Source organism: Agarilytica rhodophyticola, assembly GCF_002157225.2.
Taxonomy (GTDB): Bacteria; Pseudomonadota; Gammaproteobacteria; order Pseudomonadales; family Cellvibrionaceae; genus Agarilytica; species Agarilytica rhodophyticola.
This window is the reverse complement of sequence record NZ_CP020038.1, coordinates 4,187,334-4,210,247: the sequence shown is the minus strand read 5'-3', so window position 1 is coordinate 4,210,247 and position 22,914 is coordinate 4,187,334. Positions and strand designations below refer to the sequence as shown.

Genomic DNA, 22,914 nt, shown 5'->3' with positions numbered 1-22,914 from the left:
TATCATTACCAGCGTTCTTGTTCTGTATTTGGCGCGCGTCTTGAACGTGATTGCATTTCACGGCGACGCTTTTGATATTCGTATTTAAATTTATTGCGCAGTAGACCACTTGGGTCATCAGGTACTTTGCGCAACCACTGTTGCAGCGCTTGCTGCTGTTCTTTTTCTTCGTCTGTCATCTGTTCAGCGGCAAGTATCTGTTGTTCGCTTTGTTCCGGATTCTGTTGGTTCTGTTCCTGTTGTTGAGCTTGCTGTTGTTCTTGCTCTTGCTGTTCTTGATCGTATTTTTGATCGAGCGCCTGTTTTTGCTGCTCGTTTATATTCTCATTTTGTTGTTCTTCTTGCTGTTGATTTTGTTGCTCACCTTCTTGCGACTGATCGTCTTGTTGCTGATCGTTTTGCGTCTGTTGGTCGTTTTGCTGCTGTTGATTATTTTCACCTTCTTGCTGTTGATCATTGTTGGCGTCTTGCTGGTTGCTATCTGACTGTTGCTGATCTTTCTGATCGCCATCTTGTTGCTCGTTGTTTTCTCCATCGCCATTTTGTTGCTGCTGTTCTTGTTGTTCTTCGAGTTTTTTTAGTTGTTCAGCAATTGCGCGGTTATCTTTAGCGTTCTGAAAATCGGGGTTTAATTCTAAAGCTTTATCAAATGCAGCAATGGCATCATCATATTTTCCTTGATGAGTTAAAGCGTTACCATAATTATAATTGGCCTTAGCATCTTTACCTTGGGAAAACTGTTCACTGGCGCTTTCAAAGTTTCCGTTTTTGTATTCAGCAATGGCTTTCCAGTCGGGGTCTTTAAAAGTCTGAGCGGCGCCTTCAGTATCCCCTTGTTGCAATAATGCTTGCGCCTGTTGATCTTTAGTTTGCCATAAATCTTGCCAACCTAATGCTTTACCTTCCTGGGGAAACATAAAAATAGGCAGTAAACAAATGATCCAGCCACGTCGAAAAGCGAGAGCGGCGAAAGGTAAAATCAAAACCACCAACCAATGGCCTTGCTCCAACCATTGATCAAAAACTCGAGGGCTGCCATCGCTGGAGTTCTCTGTTTCCGTTTGCTTTAAACCAAAATGTAACAGCGATTTTAAATCACTGTTATCTGTGGTGAAAGGAATATACACCCCACCCATGCTGACGGCAGCATCTGATAATTCATCGTCATTGACTTTTGCCACCACAATTTCGCCGCGTCGGTTTTTCGCAAAACCCCCTGAAGGAAGTGGAATAGGCGCACCCTGTGCAGTACCAATCCCCCAAACGCTGACTTGGTGGGAGGTTTGGCGAATACTGCCTGCAAGAGTATTTAATGCATCTGGGGCGATGCCGTCGGTGGCGAAGACAATATCACCTTTAGTTACGCCAGTATCGTTTAATAACTCAATGGCCATATCGAGGGCATTTTCAGGGTTGCTGCCTTTGGCAGGCATCACGGAGGGGTTGATACCGGGTAACAAGCTTTTAATAGTACGAGTATCGTCGGTAAGAGGTGTTACTACATGGGCTTCACCAGAATAGGCGATAAGTGCAGTCAATCCGTCTTTGCGTTGATCGAGTAGATCTCTCAGTTTAAGTCTCGAGCGCACTAAACGAGACGGCTTAATATCTTGTGCATACATCGAGGGCGACATATCCCATAAAATGACCATGGAGGAGATATTTTTTTGTACTGGCTGCGGCTTTTGTTGCCAAGTTGGTCCAGCTAGCGCAAGTGTTGCTAATAGCCATAACGCTAGCAAGCCGTAAACAGGAGTCTTCTGGGTGTTAGAAAATTGACCATCCAATAAATAGGGCAGCAGCTTTTTATCGATTAGCGATGTCCACTGAGTATTGCGTTTATACTGGGCAAGCATGCTGGCAAATATAAGAGCAATGGGCAACGCGGCCAACAGCCAAAGAGGTCGGAGGAAATGAAAATTAGCAATAAAATCACTCATTTATTTCGTCTCCTGATGGCTGTGGAGTTGGCCTGTAACTTCTTTTACTTCGCGTTTGCCTTGCGAGAGATTCAATAATGACAATCCCATCTTGCCAATAGCAAGTAGTAAACTTGTAATAAGTGCCGCAGCTAGCGGCCAAAAATAGAGCGAGCGTGTTGGACGATAGGTATCGGCTTCTTGTTCAACAGGTTCCAGTGTATCTAGTACGTTATAAATACCTGCTAACTCCGCTGGATTGCGAGCGCGGAAATATTGTCCGCCGGTAGTTTCAGCAATATATTGCAGTGTTGCTTCGTCCAAATCTGCTGACGGATTAACCTTACGGTTAAAGGTACCAAACAGGCCTTGGCGAACCACCATTTCATCTGCACCCACGCCAATAGTATAGATTTTCACTCCTGCTTGTTTAGCCAGATCCGCTGCTTTTCTCGGTGCCACTTCACCTGCTGTATTCGCGCCATCAGTAAGTAAAATAAGCACTCTTTGAGAGTCAGGTCGATCTTTTAGTCGTTTAATAGCCAAACCAATTGCATCACCAATGGCGGTTTTTTCTCCAGCAAAACCTAACTGTGCTTCCTGTAGCAATTGATTGACCGTCTTACGGTCGAAGGTTAATGGGGATTGTAAATAGGCATTGGTACCGAACAGAATAAGTCCCAAGCGATCGTTTACACGGCGCTCTAAAAATTCACCTACTACATATTTGACCACCAAAACTCTCGGAATTTGCTGATCTTCCACCACCATATCTGCCGTTTCCATACTGCCAGAGATATCCACTGCAACCAATAAATCACGGCCACTGGAGGGTAGGGTAATGGCTTCACCCAGCCATTGAGGTTTTGCGGCTGCGCTGACAAGCATTAGCCAAATTAGGCCTAATACACATAGATTAAGCAGAGACTGACTGCGGCTTAGGCCGCTTTGCTGATTTAAAGCCCGTTCAGCGCGATGGAAGAATGGTACACGTAAAGAAGCTTGCTCCTGCTGTGCTTTTGGCAAAAAGAAATACACCAATAGAGGCAGGGGTAAACAGAGAAACATCCATAACCATTCAAATTCAAGCATGTGCTATGCCCTTCGAAGTTGCCGTATTGCCTGCAAGCTTATCTTGGTCGGCCGCTATGGCTTGGTTAATGCGTGTGTCTGTCCTATTTACTCTTTTGTTATTAGTTTTTCTATTTGACATTGAGCGATGATTCTTTATCCAGGTTTCTGCAAGTTGCTTTAACAGGCTCAAGGCAGCTTCATCTTTATCAGAAGGGCTGCTGTAGAGTAAATCATCAAATGATGTCACCTTAGCCTCAGTCGCAATACGCGAAAACTTTTTGCCTCCTGTTGCTCCCAATATATCCAGCCATTTTTGCCCATATACACCGGCCACTTGGTGACGATAGTGAGGATAGGCAGTAAAGAATGTTCGTTTTAGCAACTGCATTAAGATTTGTGCTTGTTGGTTGTGAGAGTGGGAGCTAGTTTGCAATAGATGCAGTTCCTCAAGCGCTTGCTTTCGATAGCGATTCCCGATAACTCGGCGCCAGCAGTAGCTGATTGCGGCGGCGATGATCGCCAACAATAATAGTGCTACCAACCACCATCCCGGAGCAGGCGGCCACCAACTTATATCCTGATAGCCCTCTACATCGTGCATTTGCGACAGTAAGGCTTGCCTTGGGTCTTGTTGTTGGGGCATACCCGGTGGCAATGCGCCAGGGGGCATATTGTGCGGCACAGGAGGTGGCATAGCACCGTTTTGTGAAGGCAGCGGCGGCTGACTGGAAAGATGTTTCTGCAAGTCTTTAAGATCTTGAGCTGTAGTATTTGGGTTTGCAGGGCCTGCTTGCTTAGTTCGAATCATACTCGCCATTTACTGCGTACCTCTTTTAGTTTTTCTGCGTGTACTAAAGAGATCTTGTACCAGGCCGCCAAGGGACTTCGCCACTGAAAACGAAGCAAAGTTAATACCTGACTGATTACAGGCTTTGCGAATTGCGAAGCGGTTTTGTTCGAAGCTTTTGGCAAAATTATCGCTGAAGTCGTGAGACTGCCCTGCGATATTTATTTTGTGCGTACCGTCAGATATGGATAGAGACTTATTGGCCGGCAAGTTTTTCTCCAAATCATCGTAGACTTGCAACATGGTGACATCATTGTGTCTGGCCAAAATCGACAAGGGCTCTTGGCAGCGTCTGTTGAAATCATGGAAATCACTTATTAAAAAAACTGCACTGCCGGGTTTGGCGATACGACGGATATCGTTAAGCATTTCTTCTAGTGAATTATCAATGCTCTGTCCAATAGGTGAGTTAAGGCGATGATTAAACTCAAACAATTGGTGAACAATACTCAGTGCAGCGTGTTTGCCTCGACGTGCTCGCGAGTCTGTTTGCTCACTATCTGAGAATATTAGAGCGCCGATGCGATCGTTATTTTGTAGTGCAGTCCACGCAATAACAGTAGCGAGCTTGGCAGCATAAACAGACTTAAACGTATGCCGACTGCCAAAAAACATCGGTGAGCGCTGATCCACTAAAATATATACGGGTCGCTCACGCTCTTCTTGGAAAAGTTTAGTATAGGGCTTTTGAGTACGGGCAGTAACTCGCCAGTCGATATTACGAATATCATCGCCTACCTGATAGGGGCGTACTTCAGCGAATTCCATGCCCCGTCCACGAAAACTGGTACGGCTGTCGCCGTCCATCATCGCCACGCTCTTTTTATTGGTTTCCAAGGATAGATCTTTCGCCATATGACGAAGGTCTATCAAGGCTTCAACAGAGACGTAAACACCTGCATCTATACCCGAATTCATTGTTGCCATAGCCAGTCCTAAGCGATGGGAACTCGTTTTATAAGTTCATCGATAATATTGTCTGCATTTTGACCATTGGCTTCAGCTTCAAAACTAAGGATCAAGCGATGGCGAAAGACATCGTGCAAAACCGCGCGAACATCATCAGGACTGACAAAATCGCGATTATTTAAGTAAGCGTGGGCGCGGGCGCAGCGATCAAGGCTAATGGTTGCCCGCGGACTGACACCGAATTCAATCCATTTGGCGAGATCTTGGCTGTAGGCTTCTGGTTTTCGCGTCGCTTGTGTCAACTGTACGATGTATTCCTCCACCGCAGTTGCCATATGAATACTCAAAGCTTCTTCCCGTGCGGCAAATAGTGCTGCTTGTGTCACGACTTGATCGAAACCTTGATGTTTGCTTGTTTGGCTGGCCTCTTTACGGCTCAGAGCTAGAATTTGTCGTTCTGCTACGGCATCGGGGAAATCCACCCGCACATGCATGAGGAAGCGATCCAGTTGAGCCTCAGGCAAAGGATAGGTGCCTTCCTGCTCAATAGGGTTTTGAGTGGCCATGACTAAAAACAGTTCTGGCAACTTGTAGGTGGATTTACCTACGCTTATCTGGCCCTCAGCCATGGCTTCAAGCAAGGCGGACTGCACCTTGGCGGGAGCGCGATTGATCTCATCGGCAAGCACTAGATTGTGAAAAATTGGGCCTTGTTGAAATTCAAAGGTGCTGGTTTCTGGACGAAAAATATCGGTGCCAGTAATGTCTGAAGGTAAAAGATCCGGTGTAAACTGGACGCGGTGAAAATTTCCTTCAATACCTTCAGAGAGGGTCTTAATCGCTTTTGTTTTTGCAAGGCCCGGTGCACCTTCAACTAATAAGTGCCCATCAGCAATAAGTGCAATGAGTAGACGGTCTATAAGTTCAGGTTGACCCACAATCTGGCTATCAAGCCAGGTTTTAAGTGATGTTAGCTGTACCAGCGTTGACATTGTTTTTTACTTCACCCTTTATCGTTGTTTTTTCTCTGTCACTAACAAAATCGCAATAAATTAAGATAGAAGCGCATAGACCCATCTTGTCGCAGCGAGTTCCCGTGATCTCCCACAGCCTATGATATTGCTGATATTTGCACCAATACTCCCGTGCCGTGACACTGGTTGGCACGACCATAGTGGTATGTAAGGTCGTTGGCGGCAATAATCAATAGCTCTGGGACACCTTTATTATACTAGCTTGGCAGAAATGAAGAGTACATCTCAGCACCTATTGACGGTCGAGCAAAACATGCACACTATTTGACGCTGGTAATAAATGACGGTGTGATGGACTTCAACCTTTATCGACCCTGACCCTAGCATCCATATACTTCATATGGTTTTGTGCTACGTCTATAGAGAGCAATCATAAAGGTCAGCTTTTAGGAATGATGGGGGTGTTTTGTTTGAGACTATTTTCTTGCGGCTAATTCGCTAAAACTTTAAATGTCCAGTTGTTGTTGAACTCAACACATCCGCATGGCTCACTGCTGTTGATTAACTTTCGAACATATTTATTTCACTTGTAAAGTTTTTAACTTATATGGTTGTGAATGTATATGCTTTACTCTTGCTTCTATACAGTTGAGCGTCATAACAGTTGAGCGTCACATTTGCTTCATATCTTTATGCATTGTGTGAATGACAGATAATAAAAATAATTGTTGTTAACGCATTGATGAAAAAAACAGGCTGTCTTTTGTAATATGGCTCGATAAGCTTGAACAGCTGCTAATGTTTTACTAGCCAATCGTGACAAATTATATTGCTTGTCCTGTGCTTCTTGAAAAATATATTTTTGCGTAAGGCAGTTTGCTAAACACATTTTAATTTTTAAATTCAAATGTTAAAAAGACTTGCACTATTATGGTGAAAACGCGATAAACTCAAACCTGATTTGTAGCAGACCTGAGGCCTGCTTTTTTGGATAAAAAATCAAAAAAATTGTTTATGCTAGAAATGCGTTGGTAAAAAAGTGTAAGGCTAAAATCGAGATAAAGTAGAAAAATAGGTTTAGAGTAAAAGTTGGGTCTATTGGAATAAGTTAAGAAGTAAATACTCAATAGAGATTAGCCAATGGGCAGTGGTCAATAAGATAATAGAGACAGTTAATAGGCGGTAAATAGAAAACAAGCTGAGAATGATAGAGCTTGAATGCTTGTTCCTTCTTTGTTTCCTGTAGCGAGCCGTGAATTCCAATACTTGTTTTTACGCAGGTGCAACATTTGGGGTGGAAATCTCTATTGGACGCTTGTGCCGATAGGCTCTCGATAAGAGGAGCAACGTTTCTATTTTTTATTCTTATATCTGTTATATAGCTACCATATAGCCACAATAACCTTAACTGGAATAATAACAATAGGCCGCTTGAATCGACTTTATCCTATTTGCTGCATTTCAACATAGAGAGGGGAGCTTATTGTGGCTTTATTCGTTTGGGCTTTCCCCTCATGACTTATTAAGGAGCTAAAGCGTGTTTGTGCTCGCTTTAATTCATGTCACTCTTAAATAGACTATTCTTATTTAAGATTTGTTAAATCCACAAAAACGAGGAAAAAACTGTGGAAATAAACGCGGGTCACGTCGGCGATCGTGCTGTTTTGATGAAAAATTACACGTCTTTTTTAGAAGGCAAGCTTAAGGCCACTGAGGCTAAGTCCATACTTGAATTTGCTGAATTCTACTTATCCTTCTTTCCTATGGATGCTTGGCTAGGGCGAGAGTTGAGTGATTTACATGGCTTCTTATATGGTTTACTGCATTTCATCCAGCCGGGCATTACTAAAGCGCCCAATGTGCAAGTGTTTAATCCTAACCTCGATGAGCATGGCTGGATGTGTGGGCGCACGGTGATCACAGTCTTGCAAAAGGATATGCCATTTTTAGTGGATTCCATCCGTTTGGAACTAAATCGTCGAGACATCCCCATTCATGTTGTGCAAAGCACAGTGATGAGTGTTAAGCGCAATGCTAAAGGGGGGTTTGTAAAAGTTGAGTCAGACCCTGCCGCTGTCGATGCCGACAAAACTAGCAAAGAGGCGCTTATTTATATAGAAACCAGCTTACATACTGATGAAAAAGAGTTGGCAGATATTAAACGCTCGGTCATGAATGTATTACATGATGCCGACAAAGTGGTGAGTGACTACCGAAATATCTTAGCTAAGCTGGAACATATTTGCGGTAATGTCGCCGAAAATCACAAATCGGCTGCTGAGTCTATATCCTTTCTTAAATGGTTGCAGGAATCCCATTTTACCTTTTTGGGGTATCGCGAATACGATGTGGTACGCAAAGGTCGCAAGCTAGGTTTGCAGGAGAAATGCGAGGAGCGCCTGGGTATTTTTCACAAGATTGATGGTACCAGTGATGTGGTTGATATAAGTTCTAACCCCGGTATGGAAAGCTTCCATAAGGGTAAAGACGTAGTATTTTTCTCCAAGTCTTCCACTCGCTCAAATATTCATCGCAGTGTATACCCTGATTATATTGTCGTTAAAAAATATGATGACAAAGGTAAGGTCTGTGGCGAAGTGCGCTTTTTAGGGCTGTTCACTTATGCGGTATTTAATATGTCGCCCACGCAAATCCCTATCTTGCGCCAGAAGGTAGACGCCGTTGTAAAACGCACGGGTTTGGATGTGCAGGGCTATTATGGTAAGAATTTGCTGCGTGTCATTGAAAATTTCCCTAAAGAAGAATTATTTCAGTCTGATCAAGAGACCTTGTATCAAAATATATGGAGTATTGCCTCGATTAACGAGCGTCACGTGGTGCGTTTAATAGTTCGCCGCGATGCCTTTGGCAGTTTCGTCAATTGTATGGTGTATGTACCCAGAGATTTATATAACACACGTATTCGCGTCAAAATCGAGAAGTTATTAGGGGCGGCCCTCAATAGTGATGAATGTGATTCCACCACTTTCTTCTCCGAATCTACACTGGCGCGTGCCCAATTTGTGTTTCGAATAGAAGACGATAAGCCGGTTGATGTAGATGTGGCGACGTTGGAAGCGGCTATTGTCGATATCACTAAGAACTGGGAAGAGCATTTGCAAATAGCTCTGGTCGAGAATTACGGCGAAACCCAAGGTATTCAAACCTTCAATGATTACCACAGTGCTTTTTCTTCCGGCTATCAGGAACAGTTTGACGCGCGTTCAGCCGTCACGGATATCCGTATGCTTGAGGCCCTTAAAGATGAAAATGATATCGCTATGAATCTTTATCGGCCCATCGGTGCATCTGAAGACAATATGCGTTTTAAAATCATGCACCTCAATCAGCCGATGGAGCTGTCTGATATTATTCCTATTTTAGAGAACCTTGGTTTTCGTGTGCTGGGTGAACAACCCCATAAAATTGAAAAAATGAACGGCGATGTCATATGGCTGCATGATTTCCAATTGGCATTCGGTCTGCCCGTTAAAGTGGATGTCCATGCAGCTCGCGGCCATTTTGAAGAGGCTTTTGCCAGCACTTGGCGCGGCAAGAGCGAAAGTGATGCCTTTAACCGCTTGGTGTTGGGCGCGCGGCTTAATTGGCGTGAAGTGACGATGTTGCGCGCTTATGCCAACTACTTAAAGCAAATCGGTTTTAATACCACGCAAGAATATATTGCCGATACCTTGGTTCACCACTTGGATATCACCCGCAATCTGGTAGCACTTTTTAAGGCTAGTTTTGATCCCCGCGTCAACAAAAATGAAGGTGTTAAAGACGAGCGTATCGAACGATTGAGAACCAAGGTGCTGGATGCTTTGGATGATGTCAGCAACCTCAACGAAGATAGAGTATTGCGCCGCTATCTCGATATGATTAGCGGCACTTTGCGCACTAATTACTTTCAAAAAGATAAGGATGATGAAGATAAATCTTATATCTCCATCAAATTTAGTCCGCGAGATATTCCCGATATTCCTGAGCCTCGTCCAATGTTCGAGATATTTGTCTACTCGCCTCGCATGGAAGGTGTGCACTTGCGCGGTGGTAAAGTGGCGAGGGGCGGCTTACGCTGGTCTGATCGACTGCAGGATTATCGAACTGAAGTGCTAGGTCTGGTCAAAGCCCAACAGGTAAAAAATGCCGTTATTGTTCCCAATGGAGCCAAAGGCGGTTTTGTCGCAAAGAAATTGAGCAAAACAATGTCGCGCCAAGAATTCTTAGATGAAGGTATTGCCTGCTACAAAATCTTTATCCAAGGTTTGCTCGATATTACTGATAACCTGGTCGAAGGCGATGTTGTTGCCCCTGAAAGTGTGATTCGTAAAGATCCCGATGACCCTTATCTCGTGGTTGCAGCAGATAAAGGGACAGCCACATTTTCTGACATTGCCAATGAAATCTCTGAAAATAACAACTTTTGGTTAGGTGATGCCTTTGCCTCTGGTGGCAGTCAAGGTTATGACCATAAAGGGATGGGGATCACAGCAAAAGGGGCGTGGATTTCAGTTCAGCGCCACTTCCGAGAGAAAGGTGTGGATGTCCAAAATGAAGATTTCACTGTGATTGGTATCGGTGATATGGCCGGTGATGTGTTTGGTAATGGTATGTTGTTATCTGAGCATATCCGCCTGATGTCAGCATTTAACCACTTGCATATTTTTATCGACCCAACCCCTGATTCTGCCAGCAGTTTCATCGAACGTAAGCGTTTGTTTGAGACTCCTGGAACCAGCTGGGAAGATTATGATAAATCGCTTATCTCTAAAGGCGGCGGTGTTTTTTCGCGGGCTGCTAAATCCATTAAAATTACTGGCGCAATGAAAAAAGCCTTTAATATTAGTGCCGATAAGCTTGCACCCAACGACTTAATTTCAGAGCTATTAAAAGCGCCGGTAGATCTTATTTGGAACGGTGGTATTGGTACCTATGTTAAAGCCAGTTGGGAAACCCATAGCGATGTTGGTGATAAAGCTAACGATAGTTTACGTGTTAATGGTAATGAATTGCGCTGTAAGGTCTTTGGGGAAGGAGGTAATCTAGGCCTCACTCAACTAGGTCGTGTAGAATTTGAACTCAATGGCGGAGCATGTAATACAGACTTTATTGATAATGCAGCGGGAGTAGACTGTTCTGACCACGAGGTAAATATTAAAATTGTGTTAGACGAGCTAGTCTCCAATGGAGATTTAACCTCTAAGCAGCGTAATAAATTCCTCGCCAATATGACCGATGCGGTATCTGACTTAGTTCTGCAAAATAATTATCGCCAAACGCTGTCAATAAGCTTAGCGGAGCATAGTGTTAGTAAGCGTATTACTGAGTATCGCCGTTTTATTACTTTCCTTGAGGGGGAAGGGCGTTTAGATCGGCAGTTAGAGTTTTTGCCCTCTGACGAGACGATTGTAGAACGTCAGGGACATGGCAAAGGCCTTACTCGCCCGGAGTTGTCGGTGTTAATTTCTTATGCCAAAGTGATGATGAAGGAGATACTTATTGCTTCAGATATCGCTGATAATGCCTATATTGCTAAGGAAATAGAAACCGCATTTCCAGAAAAGCTCATTAAGAAATATTCTGAGGAAATCCATAATCATCGTTTAAAACGTGAAATTGTGGGCACCCAAGTGGCTAATGACTTGATCAATAATTTGGGTATTACTGCTGGACACCGTTTACTGGAGACAACTGGAGCTTCTCTTGCCGATGTAGCTCGGGCCTATATTATTTCCCGCGATGTCTTCCAGTTTGAAAAATTCCAAGGCTATATTAAATCCCTTGATAATAAAGTGCCGGCTGAGTTTCAATATGAGTTGATGGCCAATATGATTCGCCGTGTTCGTCGTGGTACGCGGTGGTTCTTACGCAATCGACGCTCTGGTTTAAACCTGGCAAAAGAAGTGGCCATATTTCAAGAAGGGCTTGCAGGTGTGCAAAAAAATGCTCAGGACGTGGTCACGGGACAAGCACAAGAGGAATGGCAAGAGCGTCGCGATTACCTTAGTGTCAATAAAGTATTGGACGAGTGGGTATTACCTTTGTCTATGCCGGGTAATTTATTTTCTGGCTTAAGTATTGTCGAGGCTTCGATTTGTACCAAAGCCAAGTTAAAAGATGCATCTCGTGTTTTCTTTTTACTACTAGATCGTCTCAGTCTCGATTGGTTTGCTACGCAAATTTCCAATGTGCGCGTTGAATCCTATTGGCAGGCTTTAGCGCGTGAGAGCTATATCGATGACCTCGAAACACAACTGCGTAAGTTGACCGTATCGTTGCTGCGTTTAAAAGGCAAACGCGATGTTGAAGATATGTACAGTTCTTGGGCCGAACAGAATAAATATTTGGTGAATCGCTGGCGCTCCATGGTCAACGAAGTACAAAGTTCACAGTTAACTGATTACGCTATGTTCTCAGTAGCCTTGCGCGAACTCGTGGATTTAGTGCAAGCAACGGAGCAATGTGAAAGCTTATAAGGAGAGCTTAAGCGATTAAAAGTAAGGCGTTTTATTTTCATAATATAGTGTGATGTCGTTTGCGGGTAGTTCGATTATTGTGGATTTGAATATTTCTGCTGAGGAATATCTCAAGCTCTATCAGGGATCAGCGAGCAGCGTGCTTGCTCGCTCCCGAGATAGACGAACTATCCGTTTTCCTGCACAGGTGTTAAGGCCTTTTGTTACACGCGATGGCGTATCTGGTGCCTTTTGTATCTACTTTGATAAAAACATGAAATTTCTTAGAATAGATCGGGTTTCATGATCTACCCGTGACTGTTTTTTAGTCTTTTAACACGCTTTTCTGCTCCTTCTCTTTTCTGTATCCTTCTGCGACATTAATCACTATCTTTTAGCCTGACTATTACCTATGTATGCATTTGCCAAGAAGTTACTTTTTTGTCTCGACCCTGAGGTTTCTCATGAACTATCGCTCGATGCACTGGGTGCAGCTGAACGTTTGCACCTGCTTAAGTTTTTTTGTCAGGAGGTTGCAGACCACCCTGTAGAGGTGATGGGTTTGCGTTTTCCTAATCCTGTTGGTTTGGCGGCGGGACTTGATAAAAATGGCGATTACTATAATGCCTTAGGTTCCATGGGCTTTGGTTTTGTGGAAATTGGTACTGTAACTCCAAAGCCACAAGCGGGTAATCCTAAGCCGAGGCTTTTTCGCTTAACCCAAGAGCGTGCCATTATCAATCGTATGGGCTTTAACAACAAAGGTATTGAGCATCTGGTAGAACAAGTAAAAACAAGACGTTTTCAAGGCGTCTTAGGCATTAACATTGGGAAAAATAAGGATACTCCCCAGGAGGATGCTTTATCTGATTACGAGTTGTGTATGACGGCGGTTTATCCCTACGCTGACTATATTACGGTAAATATTTCTTCCCCAAACACTCCTGGACTTCGTACCTTACAGTTTGGTGAAGCCTTTGATCAATTACTAAACGGTATTAAACAAAAGCAGGAGCAGTTGACTTTGCAACATCATCGCCGAGTTCCGATAGCGGTTAAAATTGCACCGGATATGAGTGAACAAGAGCTGGATGAAGTGGCTGATAAATTATTGGAGCATAAGGTCGATGGTGTTATCGCGACCAATACCACCATCGGTCGGGAAGGGGTGGAATCGTCGAGATACAGAGACGAAGCGGGCGGGCTAAGTGGCGCACCTGTGCGTTTGAAATCTACGGATACTATTCGCCATTTAGCGCTAAAATTTAAGGGCGAAATCCCCATTATAGGTGTGGGAGGCATTATGGATGGCGACGCAGCGTTGGAAAAAATGACCGCAGGCGCGAGCCTAGTGCAGCTCTATAGTGGCTTTATTTATCGCGGCCCAGAACTGATATCTGAGTCAGTAGAGCGTATAAGGTCGGTTTACGATGTATCGTCGAGCTAAATGAGATAACACAGGAATCTGGCTAAGTTGAAGATTCCTGTGTCTTAGTGATAATAGGTAAGAGAATGGATAGAATAAGTTGTATAAGTATCTTACATATTGTTAAGCTTCTGGACTTGCGCCAGAGTGTTATAACCATTCCAGTGGTCTTCCCGACCCGTGCGCCAACCACTTAACCACATATGTCGTGCCTCACCGTTATCATGCGGACAAAGTGTTCTCGATTTGCCAGCTACTCCGGCTTGATAGCCTTTTGTGAGTGCGCGATCGGTGCTGTTTCGTTTTTGGCGTTTCATAGGCGAGTTACCTTAAGGACATATGGTTGAAAAGGGCGGTCGTTTATTTCGAATATCTGTCTAACTATATACTGTATGGTGTATACGTCAGCCGAGCACGTGGCGGCTATCAATAAATGCCCTTAAAATAAAGGGATTTGAGTAGCCACTGCCAGCGTGCCCGCTAGGACAGAGCCGAATGGACCCTTAATATTCCGCACAAGCGGACAGGTAGTGTCCCAAAGCCCGAAGTAAAAGTGAACGAATAAATTTTTATAGCAAGAGACTCTTATATGGCCGGTTTGAATAATGATTGAAAAAAATACTCAGCGAGAATATTTTGCCAGTTGCCCAAAGCGACTGGAACAACTATTAGAGGCCGAGCTAATAGATTTTGGTGTTAGTGATGTGCGGCAGACCAGTGCGGGCGTTTTTTTTAGCGCTACCTTAGAAGACATGTATAAAGTGTGTCTTCGTTCTCGTTTAGCTAATCGTATACTTATGCCGATTGCCCGAGAAAAGGGTATGACGGCAGAGGATTTATACCGCATTGCCTTAAATATTCAGTGGCATAGCTACTTTTCTTACGATTGTAATTTTGTGGTAGATTTTATCGGCAGTAATGATGAAATTCGCAACACACAATTTGGTGCACAAAAAGTCAAAGATGCGATTGTGGATTATTTTTTGCGCCGAGAAAATCATCGCCCCTCCATTGATAAGCATTTTCCTGATATACGCATCAATGTGCGCCTGACAAAAGCGGCGGTAATCATCTCTATTGATATGTCAGGAGACAGTCTTCATCGTCGTGGTTACCGTGACAGACAAGGTGCAGCACCACTAAAGGAAAATCTGGCAGCAGCACTTTTATATCGTGCCAAGTGGCCAGAAAAAGTAGCCCAGGCCCGTGTACAGGGGCAGCGTATTGCCATATTAGATCCTATGTGTGGTTCTGGAACCATTCTTATAGAAGCGGCATTGATGGCTGCCAATATTGCGCCTGGTTTATTGCGCAAAAAATTCGGCTTTGAAAAATTATTGGAGCATGATGAAACACTTTGGCAAACGGTAAAGACTCATGTGCAATCTCAGAGTCGCTCTGTTGAAGATGTAAACTTTCCGATGATCATTGGTTATGACCAGAACTCCCACGTACTGCGTCATGCCAATCACAATATTACCAATGCTAAGCTTAGCCACTGTATTAAAGTGGCAACACAGGAACTGAAGAATTTTACTAAACCTGTCAACGATACAATTAAATCAGGTTTATTGATATGTAACCCACCTTACGGTGAACGTTTAGGTGAAATTGAAGCGTTGCGAGACGATTACCGTTTGTTAGGTAAGCTTGTCAAACAAGAGCTTGCCGGCTGGCAAGTGGCGATTTTTAGTGGCAATCGTGATCTTACAAAAGAAATGCGCTTGCGTGCTCAATCTAAATATCAATTTCTCAACGGTACTATCCAAAGTGAACTTTCCATCTTTGATATCGTTGCCAGTGAGGCGACGTTGCGCGAAGATCGTGATCCAGCGTCAAGCCCCTTATCTGAAGGCGCCACTATGGTGTCCAATCGTTTATTAAAGAATCAACGGCGGCTGGAAAAATGGCGAAAAAAAGAGGGGGTTGAATGTTATCGTGTTTACGATGCTGATATACCTGAATATGCGGCGGCAATTGATATTTATGGTGATCACTATCATGTCCAAGAATATCAAGCACCCAAGAATATTGATCAAAATAAAGCACGTAGGCGCTTCGATGATATTATTCATGCGACAATTCACGCATTTAAATCAGAATCTGAAAAGATAATACCTAAGACACGTATGCGCACCCGGGGTAAGTCGCAGTATGAAAAATTAGGCAAAGATCTGCGTACAAGCGATTTTCTTGAAGTGCGTGAATTTAATGCCAAGCTATTAGTGAATTTAACCGATTATCTTGATACAGGTTTATTTTTGGATCATAGGCCTTTGCGCAAACGTATTGCTAATGAAGTAATGGGTAAGCGTTTTCTCAATTTATTTTGCTATACCGCAAGCGCCAGTGTTCATGCGGCGCTAGGTGGTGCGCAGTCTTCCGTCAGTGTGGATATGTCCAATACATATTTGTCTTGGGCGAAGTTGAACTATGAGAAGAATAATATTAATAGCCAGCGTCATAGCCTAGTGCGGGCTGACTGTATACAGTGGTTGCAGCAGTGTCGAGAAGGTTTTGACTTAATTATGTTAGACCCGCCAACTTTTTCTAATTCCAAAAAAACTTCAACAGTATTGGACGTGCAGCGAGATCATATGACATTAATTAATCGCTGTATGGAACTATTGACCCCGAAGGGTACACTTTATTTTTCTACTAATCTGAGAACTTTTAAAATAGATAATACAATTATCCAGCGATATAAAGTAGAAGATATTACTATGGATACACTAGATCCAGATTTTGAACGTAATACAAAAATACATAAGTGTTGGAAATTTCAACATTAGCGTTTGTTAACCCTTGATACTCAATATTGGTTAAACATCATATGTCGAAGCTATTTAACATCAAAAGTAAGTACAGTCCTGCAGGTGATCAGCCGACTGCAATAGATGGTTTGGTGCAAGGCTTGGATGCCGGTCTTGCCCACCAGACATTATTAGGGGTGACAGGTTCAGGTAAAACTTTCACCATTGCTAATGTTATACAAAAAGTACAGCGTCCCACTATTGTCATGGCCCATAATAAAACGCTTGCAGCGCAACTTTATGGAGAATTACGGGAGTTTTTTCCCGATAACTCGGTTGAGTACTTTGTTTCTTACTATGACTACTATCAACCGGAAGCCTATGTGCCATCTTCAGATACATTTATCGATAAAGATGCATCGGTAAATGAACATATCGAACAGATGCGTTTGTCGGCTACCAAGGCTCTTATGGAGCGCAAGGACTCTATAGTGGTGGCGACGGTGTCGGCTATTTACGGTTTGGGCGATCCTCAATCGTATATGAAGATGATGCTACATGTGGTGCGAGGTGATGCTTTGGATCAGCGCCAAATTTTGCGTCGCCTCGCCGAGTTACAGTATGAGCGCAATGAGACAGACTTTCGTCGTGGCACCTATCGCGTGAGGGGGGATGTGATCGATGTCTTTCCCGCAGATTCCAGTGCCGAAGCCATGCGCATTGAATTATTTGATGATGAAGTAGAACAGATTTCTATCTTTGATCCGCTCACAGGTGAAGTTTTTCAAAAGGTACCACGCTACACTATTTATCCAAAGACCCACTACGTCACTCCTCGTGAACGTATATTAGAAGCTATCGATGGCATTAAAGATGAATTAAAAGAACGTCTAAAACAATTACGCTCAATTGATAAGTTGGTAGAAGCCCAAAGGCTGGAGCAGCGTGCTAAATACGACTTAGAAATGATGCAAGAGTTGGGATATTGTACCGGCATTGAAAACTATTCCCGTTATTTATCTGGTCGGGAAAGTGGTGAGCCACCACCTACATTATTTGACTATCTGCCTGCAGATGCTCTGCTAGTATTAGATGAGTCTCACGTTACCGTGCCGCAGATTGGCGCTATGTATAAAGGTGACCGTTCCCGTAAGGAAACTTTAGTTGAATATGGCTTTCGTCTTCCTTCTGCTTTAGATAATCGCCCTTTACGCTTTGATGAATGGGAACGTTTAGCTCCGCAAATGATTTTTGTTTCGGCAACACCTGGCAAATATGAGGAAGAACATCAGGGGCAGGTCATCGAGCAAGTTGTTCGCCCCACAGGATTACTCGATCCTATTGTCGAAATCCGCTCCGCGCAAACACAGGTTGACGATTGCTTGTCGGAGATAAGTCGTTGTGTCGCGGCAGACGAGCGAGTATTAATTACCGTGTTAACAAAACGCATGGCGGAAGATCTTACCGAGTATTTAATGGAACACGGAACACGAGTGCGTTATTTGCATTCAGACATTGATACGGTTGAGCGGGTGGAAATTATCCGTGATTTGAGAATAGGTGAATTTGATGTATTGGTGGGAATAAACTTGTTACGTGAAGGCCTGGATATGCCCGAGGTATCACTCGTAGCAATTTTTGATGCGGACAAGGAAGGCTTTTTGCGTTCGGATCGTTCGCTTATTCAGACCATCGGTCGAGCTGCCCGGAATGTTAACGGCAAAGCGATTTTGTACGCCGATAGAGTGACCGATTCAATGCAGCGTGCGATCGACGAAACTGAGCGCCGCCGCAGCAAACAAACGGCTTTTAATGAGCAACATGGCATTGTGCCTAAAGGCATTAAAAAGTCTGTGGCTGATATTATGGAGGGCGCCAGAGCACCAGGGGCGAAGGCAGGCAACAAGAAACGTAAGGTGGCAGAAAAAACTCGCGATTACGCGCTAGATGTTCCGGATGGTAAATCTCCATGGGAGCATATTGAAGCCTTGGAAAAAGAAATGTTTGCTGCAGCTAAAGATTTGGATTTTGAAAAAGCCGCGGATCTTAGAGATCGTATTCAACAATTAAAAACTCAGGTAATGTAAGATCGATGAAAATTGCAGTACTGTCAGACATTCATAGCAATATTTATGCGTTACGCGCAGTTATGGATGATGTGCTTTGTCGCAAAGTGGATGCTATGTTTAATCTTGGTGATATTCTTTACGGCCCGATCGCACCCCAGGAAACTTTCGAGTACTTGCAGCAGTTTGATTTTATTACTATCGCGGGTAATCAGGATCGACAGATTTTTGATGCTTCTCAAAAAGATATTGATGCTAATCCAACACTCAAATTTATTTTTGATGACCTTAATGATCAAGCCGTCGCTTGGATGCGTGCGTTACCGAAAGATCGACAGTTTTCTAAAGAGGTATATTGCTGTCATGGTACTCCGACGAGTGATCTGATTTATCTTTTGGAAGATGTGCAAAGTGGTCAGCCTCAGCTACGCCCGGAGCAGGAAATTAGTGAGTATCTTGCGGGTCAAAAATCAGAGATTATTTTATGTGGTCATACCCACATCCCTCGCGTGGTGCAATTACAAACGGGGCAAACCATTGTTAATCCAGGCAGCGTCGGCTTGCCCGCTTATAGCGATGAATTGCCATGCCAGCATATGATGGAAACGTATAGCAGTATGGCTTCTTACGCTATTTTAGAAAAAACAGCCGCGCAAAAATGGAAAGTGGAGCTAGTTAAAGTTCCCTACGATGTCGCTCCAGCAGTAGATCTTGCGCTTAGTCATGGCCGAGAAGACTGGGCCTTTGCACTCAGTAGCGGGCGTGCTGTTTGATTGCAAACAGGAGTAATTAAATTACTGTTAACCGGACCTAGCGAATATATTGGCAGAGATATGCCACATCGATGTCAAGTTTTAGCTCGAAGGATTGATGTGCTTCGACCTCGAACACCTGGCCTTCAATAAAGGTGTGCCAACTATCATTCTGTGGTAACTTGACCTGACATTCTCCTGAGACGATAGTCATAATTTCTTTACAGTCTGTGGTAAAGCGATACTCTCCCGCTTCCATGACGCCTACAGTTGCCGGTAATGTCCTAGTTGTTAGTGTTATGGATTTAACCTTACCGTCAAAGTACTCATTTACATCTGGCATTTTCACTCCTCGCTATCGTCTGATAATTGATTGAACAGGGCATCTTTTTCGCTTTGTGTCACTTCAGATTTTATTGCAGCTTTCTCTGAGGCGTGATGAATGCGATTACGACCTAGTTGTTTAGCTTTATATAGCTGTTGGTCTGCTCCGTCAATAAAGTCATCGAGACTTCTATTTTGTTTGCGAGTGAAGGAGTCGATGCCTGCACTTATGGTAATAGCTAAATTGTGTTCATGATCTATAAAGGGCGTTTCTTCAATTTTCTTTCTTATACGTTCAGCTACCTGAATACCAATTAAAATAGGAGTGGAGGGGAGTATTACGGCAAACTCTTCGCCACCATAGCGGCAAGGGATATCAATTTTTCTCACTTCCGTTTTTATTAACGATGCGAGATGTATTAAAACTTTATCGCCTACCACATGGCCATAATTATCATTAACCCTTTTAAAATGATCTACATCGAGAATGATAAAGGTTGTGGGCTGATGGCTGCGATAAGTTCGCTCCATCTCTTGCTCTAAAGTAAAGCGCAAATGGCGAACATTAAATAAGCCGGTAAGAGGATCAGTGCTAACCTGCTGCTTGAGTTGTTGAATTTCTTGTTTTAAAGCCGCAATTGTTTCGTCGATGGGACAGCTGGCATTGCCCAATGGACAGCCCGATATTTTTTCTGGTGTGTTGTTTGTCCCCAATTGCTGCAAACCTAACGCTGATATTTATATATTTATTACTATAGCGTTAAAGATGGGAGTGTTCCAGCGCAACCTCTAAGAAGGGACGGAACCCTTGCTTAGAGGGGCTTATTCGCGGGTGGCGAATATTGGGATATGATTAATTAGACTATTCGTACTTAATAAATATTAATGACGGGTGTCTTTTCTTTTCGCAGAAGCTTCTTTTAATCTCCTTTCTAATGCAGAGAACGCATTTCTGACAGCGATATGCACAGATGGATCGTCTTGAGATACAGTAATGGGAGAGCCTTTTACTCCCAGCTCAATAGACGCTCGGAACAACTTGCCTTTGTGCTTGTGTTTGTGAGGGGCGTCTAATACAACGCGGCTATGAATGATAGAATCAGAGAATCTGTGGAGTTTTTCGATCTTTTTATAGATGATGTCATTTAGTGCAGGTGACGCATCGAAATCGCGATATACAACGTCTGCATTAGCCTTCATAATAGGCTTACCTCCATTATTTGCCGTTCAATTTACTAGCGTATTCCTAAACGAAAATCGTCTAGAAAAGTAAAGCTAGCTTCTCAAAATCAAGTGCTTAAAATAATGTGGCCACACTCCTATATTGACTTCTGTAATAAAAATTTCAAGGACTTTTTAAGAATATTATGATTTTTTTTTTGCGAAAACGGGTATAAGCAGGAAGAAGACTGTTTTTTCTATGGTTAATACCTCGAGTGCTTTGCATATGAGTACTCTTAATATCGACGAAAATAGGCGTAAAGATGAGTAATGTTTTCAATAAAGTACTTTTTTTGACCGGTGGCACAGGCTTTATTGGCACCGAATTAAGCAAAGCCTGGTTGTCTCGCTCGGATAGACATAAGGTAGTCATTCAAAGTCGTCATCCCGAAAAAAAGCGATCAAATGAGAAAATTAGCTATGTTTTAAACTATGCGGATATAGAGGAGCCTGTGTTTGCTCTAGTAAATCTGGCAGGGGCGCCGATTGCGGATAAACGTTGGTCACAATCAAGAAAACAAGAGCTGGAAAACAGTCGCATCACTTTGACGCGTGATTTGATTGAGCAGGTAAAAAAGGAAGAACAGTGTCCGCATGTGTTTATCAATGCTTCTGCTATCGGTTTTTATGGCTTAGGTGATGAGGATAAAGATGAGGCCTGCGAAGTGGGTGTAGGTTATGCCGCCAGTTTGTGTCAACGCTGGGAGTTGGAAGCCAATGAAATTGCAGAGTTTACACGTTTAGCCATTGCGCGCCTGGGGGTTGTTATTGGACACGGTGGTGTCTTGAAAAAACTATTGCCCATTTACCGCATGGGGTTAGGGGGAGCTATAGGTGACGGTAGCCAGTGGTTCTCATGGATTCATATGGATGATGTTGTAAATGCCATTTTACATATTATCGATAATAAACACATGAGTGGCATTTACAATCTCTCTTCCCCTAATCCTGTGCAACAGCGCGATTTTGCTTCAACTTTGGGAAAAACTTTGAGGCGACCGACGATTATTCCTACTCCTAGCTTTTTGCTATCTATTGGTTTGGGGGATATGGCGCGAGAACTTTTGCTTGGTGGGCAAAAAGTACTCCCAACGCGTTTACAGCAAGCAGGTTATCACTTTCAACATCAGTATCTTGATGGCGCTCTTGCAGCAAGTGTTTAGGGCCTGTCGCCGCTTATTTTAGACCCACTCAATTTTGTGGTGGGTCAGTTCAGCGTCGATGCTACTTTCACAGTAGTCGATTATTTTTGACAAAATAGATTCTACCGTTTTCTTATCGTTTGCCGCGCAAACAAAAGATAACTCAGCTCTTTGCTTTGAGTCTAGCGTGCCACTTTCGCATACGGCCAGGTTTTTGTTAGAACCATATTTATCTCTCAAGCCGCCGATCCTATGGCGTTTCTCTTTTAGCGATAAACAACCATGTAAATAAAATTTGATTTCTAATATAGCGATAAACATTTTTTAATTTTTTTCTTGAAAAACTCTAGATCGACACCATGTTAAGAAATGAGCCTGCTCAATGAGAGGTTTACTAAAACACTTATGTTTCTAGTTATCTTTCTAAAAACATAAGTAAATTCTAATGTATTTACTGACTTGATCATAGTGATAAGTCGCAAACTAAATTATTGCTCTTAATGAGGATATTGATTATGAGAGAATTTGATTTTTCCCCACTTTACCGTTCTGCCATTGGCTTTGATCGTATTGCCAGCTTGCTTGACAATATTAGCCGTACCGAACAAGGGCAGACATCCTATCCCCCCTACAATATTGAATTAATAGGTGAGGATGAATACCGAATCACAATGGCTGTTGCGGGTTTTACCGAGTCTGAACTCAATATTGAGATTAAGCAAAATAATTTGACCGTGACAGGCAAGAAAGAAAGCGCTAATAGAAATCAGCAGTTTTTGCATCAAGGTATTGCTGCAAGAAATTTCGAGAGACGCTTTCAGTTAGCAGATTATGTACGTGTTGAAAACGCAAGTATGGAAAATGGTTTGCTGCATATAGATTTAGTGCGAGAGATACCTGAAGCTATGAAACCACGAACAATTGCGATTAACAGTACTGATAAAAAGTCAGCATTTATCGAGAAAACAGCTGAAAAGGTTGCTTAACTTTTAATGCTTGAGTTAAGTATGGGGCTTGAGCCTCATACTTAACCAAAGATTATTCCGAAA

18 protein-coding genes are annotated in these 22,914 nt (G+C 43.2%); 8 read left to right on the top strand and 10 right to left on the bottom strand.

Annotated elements, in window-relative coordinates; all coding sequences use genetic code 11:
- Positions 1-5: 5 nt before the first annotated feature.
- The 5 genes from BVC89_RS17640 to BVC89_RS17620 are packed head-to-tail and all read right to left on the bottom strand — an operon-like array spanning position 6 to position 5,741.
- Positions 6-1,940: a VWA domain-containing protein gene (locus BVC89_RS17640; protein WP_086932457.1), complete on the bottom strand. Its 1,935-nt coding sequence runs from the start codon at positions 1,938-1,940 to the stop codon at positions 6-8.
- Positions 1,941-3,011, bottom strand: coding sequence for a vWA domain-containing protein (locus BVC89_RS17635; RefSeq protein WP_086932456.1), 1,071 nt, complete (start codon positions 3,009-3,011; stop codon positions 1,941-1,943).
- The gene (locus BVC89_RS17630) at positions 3,004-3,810 is read right to left on the bottom strand and encodes a DUF4381 domain-containing protein (protein WP_086932455.1); all 807 of its coding nucleotides are present in this window, start codon (positions 3,808-3,810) and stop codon (positions 3,004-3,006) included. Before BVC89_RS17630 ends, BVC89_RS17635 begins: the two co-directional genes overlap by 8 nt.
- Positions 3,811-4,767 carry a DUF58 domain-containing protein gene (locus tag BVC89_RS17625; protein ID WP_086932454.1) on the bottom strand — a complete coding sequence of 319 codons (957 nt, stop codon included), beginning with the start codon at positions 4,765-4,767 and terminating at the stop codon, positions 3,811-3,813.
- Positions 4,768-4,775: 8 nt separating this feature from the next.
- Entirely contained in the window at positions 4,776-5,741 is a 966-nt protein-coding gene (locus BVC89_RS17620) for an AAA family ATPase (protein ID WP_086932453.1), read from the bottom strand.
- 1,607 nt (positions 5,742-7,348) lie between these two features.
- On the opposite strand from BVC89_RS17620, the gene BVC89_RS17615 reads away from it, so the two are divergent.
- The 3 genes from BVC89_RS17615 (at position 7,349) to BVC89_RS17605 (ending at position 13,628) form a co-directional block, all read left to right on the top strand.
- Positions 7,349-12,202, top strand: a complete 4,854-nt coding sequence (locus BVC89_RS17615; protein WP_245929130.1) for an NAD-glutamate dehydrogenase — start codon at positions 7,349-7,351, stop codon at positions 12,200-12,202.
- Positions 12,203-12,281: 79 nt separating this feature from the next.
- A complete protein-coding gene (locus tag BVC89_RS17610; RefSeq protein ID WP_342752186.1) occupies positions 12,282-12,488 on the top strand; it encodes a DUF2835 domain-containing protein in 207 nt (68 codons plus the stop codon).
- 105 nt (positions 12,489-12,593) lie between these two features.
- The gene (locus tag BVC89_RS17605) at positions 12,594-13,628 is read left to right on the top strand and encodes a quinone-dependent dihydroorotate dehydrogenase (RefSeq protein WP_086932451.1); all 1,035 of its coding nucleotides are present in this window, start codon (positions 12,594-12,596) and stop codon (positions 13,626-13,628) included.
- A gap of 92 nt (positions 13,629-13,720) precedes the next feature.
- Here the strand turns inward: BVC89_RS17605 and rmf are convergent, their stop codons facing one another.
- Positions 13,721-13,924, bottom strand: a complete 204-nt coding sequence (gene rmf / locus BVC89_RS17600) for a ribosome modulation factor (RefSeq protein ID WP_086932450.1) — start codon at positions 13,922-13,924, stop codon at positions 13,721-13,723.
- Between the two features lie 288 nt (positions 13,925-14,212).
- Here rmf and rlmKL point away from each other — a divergent pair, with 288 nt between their 5' ends.
- The 3 genes from rlmKL to BVC89_RS17585 are packed head-to-tail and all read left to right on the top strand — an operon-like array spanning position 14,213 to position 19,199.
- Complete coding sequence (gene rlmKL / locus BVC89_RS17595; protein ID WP_086932449.1) at positions 14,213-16,399, top strand: bifunctional 23S rRNA (guanine(2069)-N(7))-methyltransferase RlmK/23S rRNA (guanine(2445)-N(2))-methyltransferase RlmL; 2,187 nt, start codon at positions 14,213-14,215, stop codon at positions 16,397-16,399.
- A gap of 41 nt (positions 16,400-16,440) precedes the next feature.
- Entirely contained in the window at positions 16,441-18,447 is a 2,007-nt protein-coding gene (gene uvrB / locus BVC89_RS17590) for an excinuclease ABC subunit UvrB (RefSeq protein ID WP_086932448.1), read from the top strand.
- A gap of 5 nt (positions 18,448-18,452) precedes the next feature.
- The gene (locus BVC89_RS17585; RefSeq protein ID WP_086932447.1) at positions 18,453-19,199 is read left to right on the top strand and encodes a metallophosphoesterase family protein; all 747 of its coding nucleotides are present in this window, start codon (positions 18,453-18,455) and stop codon (positions 19,197-19,199) included.
- A 37-nt stretch (positions 19,200-19,236) separates the two neighbouring features.
- On the opposite strand, the gene ppnP is transcribed toward BVC89_RS17585, so the two are convergent.
- From ppnP to hpf, 3 genes are all read right to left on the bottom strand, one after another.
- Positions 19,237-19,521, bottom strand: a complete 285-nt coding sequence (ppnP, locus tag BVC89_RS17580) for a pyrimidine/purine nucleoside phosphorylase (RefSeq protein ID WP_086932446.1) — start codon at positions 19,519-19,521, stop codon at positions 19,237-19,239.
- A gap of 2 nt (positions 19,522-19,523) precedes the next feature.
- The gene (locus BVC89_RS17575) at positions 19,524-20,216 is read right to left on the bottom strand and encodes a GGDEF domain-containing protein (protein ID WP_158658004.1); all 693 of its coding nucleotides are present in this window, start codon (positions 20,214-20,216) and stop codon (positions 19,524-19,526) included.
- A 168-nt stretch (positions 20,217-20,384) separates the two neighbouring features.
- The gene (gene hpf, locus BVC89_RS17570; protein ID WP_086932444.1) at positions 20,385-20,702 is read right to left on the bottom strand and encodes a ribosome hibernation-promoting factor, HPF/YfiA family; all 318 of its coding nucleotides are present in this window, start codon (positions 20,700-20,702) and stop codon (positions 20,385-20,387) included.
- 284 nt (positions 20,703-20,986) lie between these two features.
- Here hpf and BVC89_RS17565 point away from each other — a divergent pair, with 284 nt between their 5' ends.
- Entirely contained in the window at positions 20,987-21,886 is a 900-nt protein-coding gene (locus BVC89_RS17565; protein WP_086932443.1) for a TIGR01777 family oxidoreductase, read from the top strand.
- Between the two features lie 18 nt (positions 21,887-21,904).
- On the opposite strand, the gene BVC89_RS17560 is transcribed toward BVC89_RS17565, so the two are convergent.
- Entirely contained in the window at positions 21,905-22,186 is a 282-nt protein-coding gene (locus BVC89_RS17560) for a DUF503 domain-containing protein (protein WP_086932442.1), read from the bottom strand.
- 194 nt (positions 22,187-22,380) lie between these two features.
- Between BVC89_RS17560 and BVC89_RS17555 the strand changes: the two genes are divergently transcribed.
- Complete coding sequence (locus BVC89_RS17555; protein WP_086932441.1) at positions 22,381-22,851, top strand: Hsp20 family protein; 471 nt, start codon at positions 22,381-22,383, stop codon at positions 22,849-22,851.
- Positions 22,852-22,914 lie beyond the last annotated feature (63 nt).

Excerpts from the sequence above, each read along its gene's own strand:
- BVC89_RS17640 (WP_086932457.1), bottom strand. The coding sequence starts at position 1,940 with ATGAGTGATTTTATTGCTAATTTTCATTTCCTCCGACCTCTTTGGCTG.
- BVC89_RS17635 (WP_086932456.1), bottom strand. The coding sequence starts at position 3,011 with ATGCTTGAATTTGAATGGTTATGGATGTTTCTCTGTTTACCCCTGCCT.
- BVC89_RS17630 (WP_086932455.1), bottom strand. The coding sequence starts at position 3,810 with ATGGCGAGTATGATTCGAACTAAGCAAGCAGGCCCTGCAAACCCAAAT.
- BVC89_RS17625 (WP_086932454.1), bottom strand. The coding sequence starts at position 4,767 with ATGGCAACAATGAATTCGGGTATAGATGCAGGTGTTTACGTCTCTGTT.
- BVC89_RS17620 (WP_086932453.1), bottom strand. The coding sequence starts at position 5,741 with ATGTCAACGCTGGTACAGCTAACATCACTTAAAACCTGGCTTGATAGC.
- BVC89_RS17605 (WP_086932451.1), top strand. The coding sequence starts at position 12,594 with ATGTATGCATTTGCCAAGAAGTTACTTTTTTGTCTCGACCCTGAGGTT.
- rmf (WP_086932450.1), bottom strand. The coding sequence starts at position 13,924 with ATGAAACGCCAAAAACGAAACAGCACCGATCGCGCACTCACAAAAGGC.
- rlmKL (WP_086932449.1), top strand. The coding sequence starts at position 14,213 with ATGATTGAAAAAAATACTCAGCGAGAATATTTTGCCAGTTGCCCAAAG.
- uvrB (WP_086932448.1), top strand. The coding sequence starts at position 16,441 with ATGTCGAAGCTATTTAACATCAAAAGTAAGTACAGTCCTGCAGGTGAT.
- BVC89_RS17585 (WP_086932447.1), top strand. The coding sequence starts at position 18,453 with ATGAAAATTGCAGTACTGTCAGACATTCATAGCAATATTTATGCGTTA.
- ppnP (WP_086932446.1), bottom strand. The coding sequence starts at position 19,521 with ATGCCAGATGTAAATGAGTACTTTGACGGTAAGGTTAAATCCATAACA.
- hpf (WP_086932444.1), bottom strand. The coding sequence starts at position 20,702 with ATGAAGGCTAATGCAGACGTTGTATATCGCGATTTCGATGCGTCACCT.
- BVC89_RS17565 (WP_086932443.1), top strand. The coding sequence starts at position 20,987 with ATGAGTAATGTTTTCAATAAAGTACTTTTTTTGACCGGTGGCACAGGC.
- BVC89_RS17560 (WP_086932442.1), bottom strand. The coding sequence starts at position 22,186 with ATGTTTATCGCTATATTAGAAATCAAATTTTATTTACATGGTTGTTTA.
- BVC89_RS17555 (WP_086932441.1), top strand. The coding sequence starts at position 22,381 with ATGAGAGAATTTGATTTTTCCCCACTTTACCGTTCTGCCATTGGCTTT.